We start from the raw sequence: 9,183 nt of genomic DNA, 5'->3' as shown, positions 1-9,183 counted from the left end.
GTCGACCATGTGCATGGCGAGATCATCACCACGCGCGGGCAGCTGTCGCCGCAGATCCCGAAGCTGCGCGAGGGCACCGAGTCGGTCGCCGCCCGCTGGGAATGGCAGCAGACGCCGCCGCTGCTGATCCTGGCGGACTTCCTGCCCGAACCGAAGACGCAGGCCCGGCACTTCATCGAGGTGAGCTGGAGCCCGCCGGCCAACATCCAGCTCTCGGTCGGGGCGACGCAGAACGATGGCGCGCTCGACCTGGTCAACTGCATCGGCCAGTACGACCTGCACACCTGCACGCCGGAGACCGCGAATACCACCCACTACTTCTTCGCCACACGGCGCAACCACGTCGTCGACGACGCGGGCTACAACGCGGCCAAGATCCAGGCCATGCACACCGCCTTCGAGACCGAGGACGGGCCGATCATCCAGGCCATCCACAACGAGATGGACACCACCGACTTCTTCGGCCTGAACCCGGTGCTGATGACGAACGACGTCGCGCCGGTGAAGGTGCGCCGCCTGCTGCAGCGGCTGATCGAGCAGGAGGCCGGCGCGCGCTGATGCCGACCGCGGCCCTGGCTCAGCGCGTGCCCTGCCGCAGCCGCCAGCTGCCGGGCGGCAGGCCGAAGTGGCGCTTGAACGCGCGGCTGAAGGCGGCCTCCGACTCGTAACCCACCCGGTCGGCAATGGTCTTCAGCGGCTGGTCGCCGGTCTTCAGCTGCTGGGCGGCGAGCTGCAGCCGCCAGTGCGCCAGATACTGCATCGGCGGCTGGTCGAGGTAGTGCCGGAAGCGCTCGGCCAGCACCGTGCGCGAGACGCCGACCGCGCGTGCCAGCCGCTCCACGCTCCAGTCCTGCAGCGGCGCATCGTGCAGCAGCTTCAGGGCCGAGCCGGTCACCGGGTCCCTGCAGGCGGCGAACCAGCCGTTCTCGTCGTCCGACAGGCCCTGCATGTGCTTGCGCAGGATCTCCACGAACATCAGCTCGGTCAGCCGCGGCAGCATGCTGCGCGAGCCCGGCGTGGTCCGGCTGGCCTCGGCGGCGGTGTGACGGATGGTGCTGCCCAGCCAGTGGTCGGCCGGCGTGGCGTCGGGACTCACGTGCAGCAGGGTCGGCAGATGCCGCAGGATGGGGCGGAACAGCAGCTCGTCGCACTGCAGGAAGCCGCAGATGATGTGCGTGACGGCACCGCCGCCGCCGTGCTCCACCTGCGGCATGTCCTTCCAGGGCTGGCAGGGCAGCAGCTGGCCGACCTGCACCGGCGCGGTCTCCTCGAGGCCTTCGAGACGGTGGCTGTCGCCGTAGGGCAGCAGCACGGCATCGCCTTCGCGCAGCCACACCGGCTCGCGCCCGGGCAGCGCCAGCCGGCAACGGCCGGTGGCGATGACATGGAAGGGAACGATGTGCTCGGTGCGGAACGGCAGCACCCGCGCCAGCTGTGCCGACCCCGGCGTGAGCACCGACCAGGGCTCGCGGAACGCGGCGCGGAACAACACCATGCCGGCCAGGTGCATGCTCCCGAGCAGGTCCGACAGCAGATCGGACGCATGCGAGGCCGGCGGCGTTTCGGGCAAGACGGGCGGCATTTCGGTCATGGCTTCCTCGGGGCGATCGACCTAAGCTGACGTCATCAAGGATGCAGCAAGGAGGCTGTCAATGGCAACGGAATCGAGAGATCTGGTGGTGGTGATCACGCATGGCATCGACCACGAGCTGTCCTCGGCGGGGATGGTCATCGCGCTCGGCGGGATGACGGCCGGCCTGAAGGTGTCGATCTTTCTCACCAGTTCGGGTGTCGACATCGTGCGGCGCGGTGCGTCGGACACGACCCACGTGAAGCCGCTCGAACCGCTGGCGGACATGCTGCGCGACTTCGTCGCGCGAGGCGGCACGCTGTGGGCCTGCACGCCGTGCGTGAAGAGCCGCGGCTATGCCCAGGAGCAGCTGATCGAAGGCGTGGTGATCGCCGGCTCCAGCGTGATGCACGAGCTGATCAAGCGCGGCGCGGCCACGCTGAGCTTCTGAGCCGATGTTGATGTGCGAGCAGCAGGAGGCCGCCGTGATGCTGATGTATCGGGAACTGAGCTGGTGGTACTGGGCCGTGACGGCGGCGCTGCTGATCGCGGGGCTGGCGGGGTGGGCCGGAGCCTTCCACGCCGCCACCGCGCTGAGTGCGCTGCAGGTCCTGCACTTCCGCTGGCGCGAGGGCCGCTTTGCGGCCTTTCCGGTGCAGGTGCGGCTGGCCTTCACGGGCCTGCTGCTGCTGGCCGCGTGGCCGCCGATGAAGGGGCTGTTCTGGGTGCCTGCCATCGGCACGACGGCCCAGGTGCTGTTCGGCTACTGCCTGCTGGCCCGCGGCCTGTCGCTGCTGCCCTGGAACCGGCGCGAGCGTGGTCCTGGCGGCTGCTCCGGCGCACCCTCACGGCGGCGCCGGTGCGCGGCAGCATCCTGCAGGGGCTGCCGGCCGCTCGCTAGGGCTCAGGCGGGCGGCAGGATGCCGCGCGCCATGAAGCTGCGCAGCCAGTGGCAGAACATGTCTTCGCTGTCGCACACCTCGTGGAAGCCGGCCTGGCGCAGCTTGATCGCGCTGACGAAGGCGGGCGGCGGCGGCTCGGTCGCGCCGTGTGCGAAGCAGAAGTCCGCGTAGTGGTGCGATTCGCCGAGCAGCGCCGGCAGCGCCACCGGTCGCAGGCCGTGCTTCGCCACGATGCGGTCCCACACCGCGGCGTGCCCGGGCAGGAACTGCCCCAGCGCGCGGGGCCGGTCCGGACCGGGCTCGACGCCCAGCGTCGCGGCCATCGCCGGCCACACGTTGCGCCACTCGAAGACATCGCCGTTGGTCACGTTGAAGTGCTGGCCGACCGCCTTCGGGCTGGAGGTGGCCCACACGAAGACATTGGCGAGCAGGCGCGCGTCGACCGCTTCCCACACATAGGACACGCCGCCCGGGAAGCCGAACGGCTCGCCGAGCTCGCGGCAGACGGCGGCGTAGGCACCGATCACCGGTGCGAGGTTCATCGCGACGCCGTAGGCCGCGCCGATGATGAGCTGCGGGCGCAGGATGGTGAAGTCGAAGTGCCGCGCCGCCGCCAGTTCCTTCAGGTAGTCCTCCTGCAGCCAGTAGAAGTTGGCGTGGGGATCGCGCGGCGCGCGCTCGCGCGCCGGGATCGGCATCGGGTGCAGGTGGATGCCGTAGGCCTTGGTGCCCTGCAGCAGGCTCACATGGCGCAGGCCGCTGCCCGCGCCGGTGAGCGGCGCCAGGCAGTTCTGCAGCATCGCCAGATTGGTCTCCATCTGGTCGCGTTCGCTCCAGCCGGCGATCAGACCGGGCTTCTCGAACAGCGCGGCGTAGACGACGTGGGTGATGCCGGTCAGTGCGCCGAGCGCGGCGCGGCTGGCCGCGGCATCGCGCAGGTCGACCGCGAGGTGGGTATAGGGCCGCTCGTGCGTCAGCTCGGGCCGCCGCCGCGACAACGCCACCACCTCCCAGCCTCCGGCGAGGAAGGCTTCGACCGCGGCCGCACCGACCACGCCGCTGGCGCCGGCGATCAGAACCTTGTTGGGCATCTCATGTCTCCGCGTCTTGTCGTTCTCGAAGGGGCACCGATCGCCCGAACTGGGCCCGCGTGGCGGTGCTGTTCAGGGGATCGATCCTGCGCGAATCGAACTACAGTGCAGTCACTTCGGCGACAAACCGACCGCACGATTGGGCGGACCCAGGAACCCGTCACCTGCGCCGAAAGAACCCGTCGCCTCGTGCTGCTCAGCGCGATGTGCGTTCGGTAGATGAGCCGCGGCCCTGGTCCTCCAGTCTGCCTGCGGGCTTTTTCTTTGGCCGCGCCGCCGTGGGCGGCGCCGACCGGCTCAGGTCAGATCCGGGCCCACAGCGCCTCGGACACCTGCAGCGCGCGTTCACGCTCGGCGCTGCCGCCCAGCACCAGCCGGTGCGCGCGTTCGAACAGCACGTTCTCGGCCAGCTCGCACAGCACCGGCATCATGCTGCGCGCCACCAGCCGCAGGTCGTCGGTCGCCAGCGCGTGCAGCGCGCCGCTCAGCTCGGCCGCGGCGGCGCGGTACTCCCCGGCGTGCATGCCCATCTGCTTGTTCTCGAGGACACGCATCAGGCACAGCGAGGTGCGCAGCGTCTCGTCCTGCAGGCCGGTGATCGTCAAGGCGGGAGGCAAGGCAGTTCCTTTCGGGAGCGTCACCATGAGCGGTGAGTCCGCTGACTTATCGGCTGGAAGGGCCGGGGTCTTGAGGGCGATCACGGCCCGGCATCGGCTCGCCGAGGCTCCCGTCGGTTGAACTCCGGCGCGCGAACGCCATCTGTCCGTGAACAACTCGTGCGGAAGGGCTCGACATGGGCGACAGCTGGCTGTGGATCCTGAGCGTCGCGCTCATCGTGGCGGGGCTGGCGGGGACGGTGCTGCCGGCGCTGCCCGGCACGTTGCTGGTGCTGGCCGGCATCCTGCTCGGCGCCTGGATCGACGACTTCGCGCGTGTCGGCTGGGGCAGCCTCGCTGCCGTCGGCGTGCTGGCGGTGGTGGCCTGGGCGGCGGACTTCGTGGCCGGGCTGCTGGGCGCGCGCCGCGCCGGCGCGAGCCGGGAAGCGATCTTCGGTGCGGCGCTCGGCACCGTGGCCGGCATCTTCATGGGCCTGGTCGGCGTGCTTTTCATGCCGCTGGTCGGCGCGGCCGTCGGCGAGTACGTGGCGCGTCGCGACGAGCAGCGCGCGGTGCGGGTGGGCTTCGCCACCTGGCTGGGCGTCATGGCGGGGCTGGTCGCCAAGATCGCGATCTCGTTCATGATGATCGGCATCTTCGTGGTGGCCTTGCTGGTCTGACGTCCGTCTGCGGCACCCTTTGGCGCAGAGCACTGCGCCTGGGGAGGGCGTTGTCAGGGCCGTGTCATCCGATGCCCCGAAGGTCGCTGCATGCCGCGGTGCACGCCCGGCGCTCCGATCGGCGCAGACTGGACCTCATGGACAAGCATTTCCTCACCCCGCTCTTTTCGCCCGAATCCATCATCGTGCTGGCCGGGGCGCCCGACGACCCGACCGGCCAGACGCCCCAGGCCCGGGTGCTGCACCAGGCCCTGCGGGCACAGCCCTATGCCGGCGCGCTGCAGTTCCTGGACATCCATGCGACCGGCACGCTGGCCGAGCTGGCGCAGACCCGGGCCGACCTGGCCGTCATCGCGCTGCCGCCCCAGCAGGTGGCCTCCGCACTGGAGGTCGCAGGAAGGCTCGCCTGTCGCTCGGCGCTGGTGGTGTCCGCCGGCATCGGCGCCGAGGCCGCGGCGACCCTGAAGAAGATCGCACAGCGCGAGGGCATCCATCTGCTGGGACCCAACGGGCTGGGGTTCCAGCGTCCTGCGCTGCAGCTCAACGCCAGCGCGGCAGGGCCGCTGGCCAAGCCCGGTTCACTGGCGCTGGTGTCGCAGTCGGGGGCGCTCACCGCCTCGGTGCTCGACTGGGCCAGCACCAACGCGGTGGGCTTCTCCAGCGTCGTGTCCCTGGGCCCGAACACCTCGGTGGACATCGCTCAGGTGCTGGACTACCTGGCCAACGACGCGCAGACGCACAGCATCGTTGTCTACGTCGAGGGCATCTCGAGCGCGCGCCATTTCATGAGCGCGCTGCGCTCGGCCGCCAAGGCCAAGCCGGTGGTGGTGCTGAAGGCCGGTCGCAAGCCGGCCGGCAACGAGGCCGCGCAGACCCACAGCGGCGCCATCGTCGGCAGCGACGACGTGTTCGACGCCGCGCTGCGCCGTGCCGGCGCGGTGCGGGTGCGCTCCTTCGTCGAGCTGTTCTCGGCCGCGAAATGCCTGGCCTCGCGCTACCGCCCGGTGGGTCGGCGCCTCGCGATCGTGACCAACGGCGGCGGGCCCGGCGTGCTGGCGGCGGACTGGGTCAACGAGCTGTACCTGCACCTGGGCCGGCTGTCGGCCGAGTCGGCCGCTGCACTGGCGCCGCAGCTGCCGCCGCTGGCCTCGCTGTCGGACCTGATCGATCTGTCGGAAGACGCCGGTCCCGAGCACTACCGCGCCGCCATCGACGCCGCCGGCAACGACACGCAGATCGACGGCGTGCTGACCGTCTACTCGCCCAAGGTCGGCGTCGATGCGGCGGACATCGCGGGCGCGCTGGTGGAGGTCAAGCACACGATGGGCAAGCCGTTGCTGTCGTGCTGGATGGGCGATGCGTCGGTCGGCGCGGCGCGCGAGCTTCTGAACGAGGCCGGCATCCCCGGCTTCCGCACGCCGGAGGCGGCGGTCGGGGCCTTCGGCAACATCGCCTCGTTCTACCAGAACCAGCTGCTGTTGCAGCAGACGCCTTCGCCGCTGTCCACGCTGGCCAAGCCCGACATCGAGGCGGCGCGGCTGGTGATCGAGAGCGTGCTGGCCGAGCGCCGCAAGGTGCTGACGGAGATGGAGTCGAAGACGCTGCTGTCGTCGTTCCACATCCCGGTCACCAACACCATCCTCGCGCGCAGCGCCAACGAGGCGATGATGATCGCCACGCAGCTGGGCTTCCCGGTCGCGCTGAAGATCGATTCGTCCGACATCAGCCACAAGTCCGACGTGGAGGGTGTGGCGCTCAACATCATGAACGGCGCGAGCGCGCGCGACACCTATACCGACATGGTGGAGCGGGTGGCGCGGCTGCAACCGGGCGCCCGGATCAACGGCGTGACGGTGCAGAAGATGGCGCGTGCCCGGCGCGGCCGCGAGATCTACATCGGCCTGGTGACCGACGACCCGTTCGGTCCGGTCATCGTGTTCGGCGCCGGCGGCACGATGATCGAGCTGATCAACGACCGCGCGATGGAGCTGCCGCCGCTGAACCGTTTCCTGGCGCGCCGGCTGATCGAGCGCTCGCGCGTCGCCGAGACCCTGGGCGAATGGCGCGGCGCCAGCGCGGTGAACCTCGACGCGCTGGAGCAGGTGCTGCTGCGCGTGTCGGAGATGGTGTGCGAGCTGCCGCAGCTGCGCGAGATGGACATCAACCCCATCATCGTCGACGAATCCGGCGCGGTGGCGGTGGATGCGCGCATCGTCATCGACAGCGCGCCGCAGGCGGCGGGTGGCCGCACCAACCCGTACTCGCACCTCTCCATCCTGCCTTACCCGACACGCTATGAGCAGGTCTGGCCGCTGCGCGGTGGCGGCGAGTACACGGTGCGCCCGATCCGGCCGAACGACGCGCAGATGCTGCAGGACCTGGTGCTGCACCTGTCGCCCGAGAGCCGCTACTTCCGCTTCGTGTCCTCGCTGACCGAGCTGTCGCCGTCGATGCTCGCACGCTTCACGCTGATCGACTACGACCGCGAGATGGCGCTGGTGGCGGTTGTCAAGGAGCGCAACGCGGGGGCCGACGGCGAGATGACCGAGGCCGAGCGCATCGTCGGCGTGTCGCGCTACATCACCAACCCCGACCACTCGACCTGCGAGTTCTCGCTGGTGGTGGCCGACGACTTCAACGGCCGCGGCATCGGCTCGCGCCTGATGGAAAGCATCATGGACGTGGCGCGCGAGAAGGGCCTGAGCGAGATCGACGGGCTGGTGCTCGCCAACAACGCCGACATGCTCAAGCTCATGCGCTCGCTGGGCTTCGCGGTCAAGCGCTTCGCCGACGACCCGGACTTCATGCTGGTGACCCACACGCTGTAGGCCCGACCGCAAGGCGTTAGAGGGCGTGGCGCAGCGCCTTTTCGGTCGCACCGTCGGCTGGGTAGAACAGCTCCACGCTCAGCTCGGACAGCGTCACGTCGCGCGGCGAGCCGAGCCGTGCCAGCGTGGTGAAGAAGGTGAGCCGCGTGCCGCCGAGATCGAAAACGCAGGGCAGCAGCAGGCGGTGCTCGGTGGGCACCGGGGCGGCCGGCCGGGCGAGCAGCGCGCGCACGTTGGGGTAGGCCGACACTTCCGCCAGCAGCGCGGCCAGCGTGGCGTCTGCACTGGACTCCGCGAGCTGCGCAAGCTCGGTGACGAGGTGGCGACCCCATTCGTCGAAGTTCGCGGTGACGGCTGCGAAGCCCTGCGGATGCAGGCCGGCGCGGATCATGTTGACCGAAGGCTTCCGCAGCGCATCGGGCAGCGCCGCGACCAGCCGCGCCGCAGCGGCATTGGCCAGCACCACGTTCCAGTGCCGGTCCAGCGCGACGCCGGGATAGGGGTCGTGGGCATCGAGCAGGCGGCGCAGCGCGCGCTGCACGCCATCGAGATCGGGCGAGGACAGCGGCGTCTCCGGGAAGCGCGGTGCGAAGCCGGCGGCGAGCAGCAGCTCGTTGCGCTCGCGCAGCGGCAGCTCCAGCCGCTCGGCCAAGGCCATCACGAGCTCGGCGCTCGGGCGTGAGCGGCCGGTCTCGACGAAGCTCAGGTGCCGCGTCGAAACGCCGACATCCAGCGCCAGCGCCAGCTGGCTCAGGCGCCGTTTGTCGCGCCAGGCACGCAGCGCGGGGCCGATCAGCCGGTCGTGCCGCGGCGGGCCCATCGAGGGGCGGTGACGGACGGCGTGCGCTGCCGGCGGCTGGTTCATGCGGAGTTCTCCTTGGCTCGGTCAGCCCTTGAACGGGTTGGCCGTGGCGAACCACAGGCCGATCCCGGTTGCGATGATGAAGGCTCCGTCGGTCACGCCGACGCCGAGGAAGTATTTCGTCTGCAGCTCCGGGATCAGCTCGGGCTGGCGCGCAGCGCTCTCCAGGAACTTCATGGTCGCCAGGCCGATGCCGATGCAGGAGCCGAAAGCCGGCAGGCCGATGAGCAGCGCGACGGAGAGGGAAAGCAGGCTGGTGTCTGACATGGTGGGTCCTCGGGATGGGTGGGATGGGAACGGCTCGCTGTACTTGCAGGGGGCGAAGGAAGTGTCGGGTCGCCCGGTACGTCCGTCGATTACCTGGCAGGTAGCGAGTGCCTGCCAGAGGGAGGAAGATGGACGCAGGGCAACCCCGGAACTTCCGGGGCGTGCGCGGCGTCCATCCCTCGGTGTGGCGGATGCCGCACGTATCGCTGGAGGCTGGCAGCATGAACAACAAGCTGATCTATGGCGTGGCCGGGCTGGCGTTCGTGGTCGCCGTCGGCACCCTGCTGTACTGGCGTCAGCGCACGCCGGAGCCACCCCAGACCGTGCCGGCGTCGCCGGTCGCCGAGGTGGCCCCGCCGCCTGCGGTGGCCTCGGCGCCGGCTGAGC

Annotated in this window: 8 protein-coding genes and 1 pseudogene; 4 read left to right on the top strand and 5 right to left on the bottom strand. The window is 70.2% G+C overall.

The annotated features are described in order from the left end of the window. Positions 1-558 (top strand): annotated as a pseudogene (locus Y694_RS24955) (aromatic ring-hydroxylating dioxygenase subunit alpha); the annotation flags it as partial. Positions 559-577: 19 nt separating this feature from the next. On the opposite strand, the gene Y694_RS17360 reads toward Y694_RS24955, so the two are convergent. Beyond that, complete coding sequence (locus Y694_RS17360) at positions 578-1,591, bottom strand: AraC family transcriptional regulator (RefSeq protein WP_051495859.1); 1,014 nt, start codon at positions 1,589-1,591, stop codon at positions 578-580. A 61-nt stretch (positions 1,592-1,652) separates the two neighbouring features. On the opposite strand from Y694_RS17360, the gene Y694_RS17355 reads away from it, so the two are divergent. After that, positions 1,653-2,021 (top strand): DsrE family protein, encoded by a 369-nt coding sequence (locus Y694_RS17355; protein ID WP_011828606.1) that lies wholly within the window; start codon positions 1,653-1,655, stop codon positions 2,019-2,021. Between the two features lie 453 nt (positions 2,022-2,474). On the opposite strand, the gene Y694_RS17350 is transcribed toward Y694_RS17355, so the two are convergent. Continuing rightward, positions 2,475-3,563: an SDR family oxidoreductase gene (locus Y694_RS17350; protein WP_036234785.1), complete on the bottom strand. Its 1,089-nt coding sequence runs from the start codon at positions 3,561-3,563 to the stop codon at positions 2,475-2,477. 302 nt (positions 3,564-3,865) lie between these two features. Further along, positions 3,866-4,180 carry a hypothetical protein gene (locus tag Y694_RS17345; protein ID WP_152543534.1) on the bottom strand — a complete coding sequence of 105 codons (315 nt, stop codon included), beginning with the start codon at positions 4,178-4,180 and terminating at the stop codon, positions 3,866-3,868. Between the two features lie 176 nt (positions 4,181-4,356). Between Y694_RS17345 and Y694_RS17340 the strand changes: the two genes are divergently transcribed. Next, positions 4,357-4,839: a DUF456 domain-containing protein gene (locus Y694_RS17340; RefSeq protein ID WP_036234782.1), complete on the top strand. Its 483-nt coding sequence runs from the start codon at positions 4,357-4,359 to the stop codon at positions 4,837-4,839. A 137-nt stretch (positions 4,840-4,976) separates the two neighbouring features. Beyond that, positions 4,977-7,667 carry a bifunctional acetate--CoA ligase family protein/GNAT family N-acetyltransferase gene (locus Y694_RS17335; RefSeq protein ID WP_036234781.1) on the top strand — a complete coding sequence of 897 codons (2,691 nt, stop codon included), beginning with the start codon at positions 4,977-4,979 and terminating at the stop codon, positions 7,665-7,667. Between the two features lie 16 nt (positions 7,668-7,683). Here Y694_RS17335 and Y694_RS17330 read toward each other — a convergent pair whose 3' ends face one another. Continuing rightward, the gene (locus Y694_RS17330; protein ID WP_231497745.1) at positions 7,684-8,532 is read right to left on the bottom strand and encodes a helix-turn-helix domain-containing protein; all 849 of its coding nucleotides are present in this window, start codon (positions 8,530-8,532) and stop codon (positions 7,684-7,686) included. A 21-nt stretch (positions 8,533-8,553) separates the two neighbouring features. After that, positions 8,554-8,796 carry a F0F1 ATP synthase subunit C gene (atpE, locus tag Y694_RS17325; RefSeq protein ID WP_036234779.1) on the bottom strand — a complete coding sequence of 81 codons (243 nt, stop codon included), beginning with the start codon at positions 8,794-8,796 and terminating at the stop codon, positions 8,554-8,556. Positions 8,797-9,183: the final 387 nt, after the last annotated feature.

Source organism: Methylibium sp. T29-B (genome assembly GCF_000576225.1).
In the GTDB taxonomy this organism is placed as follows: Bacteria; Pseudomonadota; Gammaproteobacteria; order Burkholderiales; family Burkholderiaceae_C; genus Methylibium; species Methylibium petroleiphilum.
This window is presented reverse-complemented; position numbering and strand designations above follow the sequence as displayed.

Bases quoted from the DNA above. Each gene is read 5' to 3' on its own strand.
- Y694_RS17360 (WP_051495859.1), bottom strand. From the start codon at position 1,591: ATGACCGAAATGCCGCCCGTCTTGCCCGAAACGCCGCCGGCCTCGCAT.
- Y694_RS17355 (WP_011828606.1), top strand. From the start codon at position 1,653: ATGGCAACGGAATCGAGAGATCTGGTGGTGGTGATCACGCATGGCATC.
- Y694_RS17350 (WP_036234785.1), bottom strand. From the start codon at position 3,563: ATGCCCAACAAGGTTCTGATCGCCGGCGCCAGCGGCGTGGTCGGTGCG.
- Y694_RS17340 (WP_036234782.1), top strand. From the start codon at position 4,357: ATGGGCGACAGCTGGCTGTGGATCCTGAGCGTCGCGCTCATCGTGGCG.
- Y694_RS17335 (WP_036234781.1), top strand. From the start codon at position 4,977: ATGGACAAGCATTTCCTCACCCCGCTCTTTTCGCCCGAATCCATCATC.
- Y694_RS17330 (WP_231497745.1), bottom strand. From the start codon at position 8,532: ATGAACCAGCCGCCGGCAGCGCACGCCGTCCGTCACCGCCCCTCGATG.
- atpE (WP_036234779.1), bottom strand. From the start codon at position 8,796: ATGTCAGACACCAGCCTGCTTTCCCTCTCCGTCGCGCTGCTCATCGGC.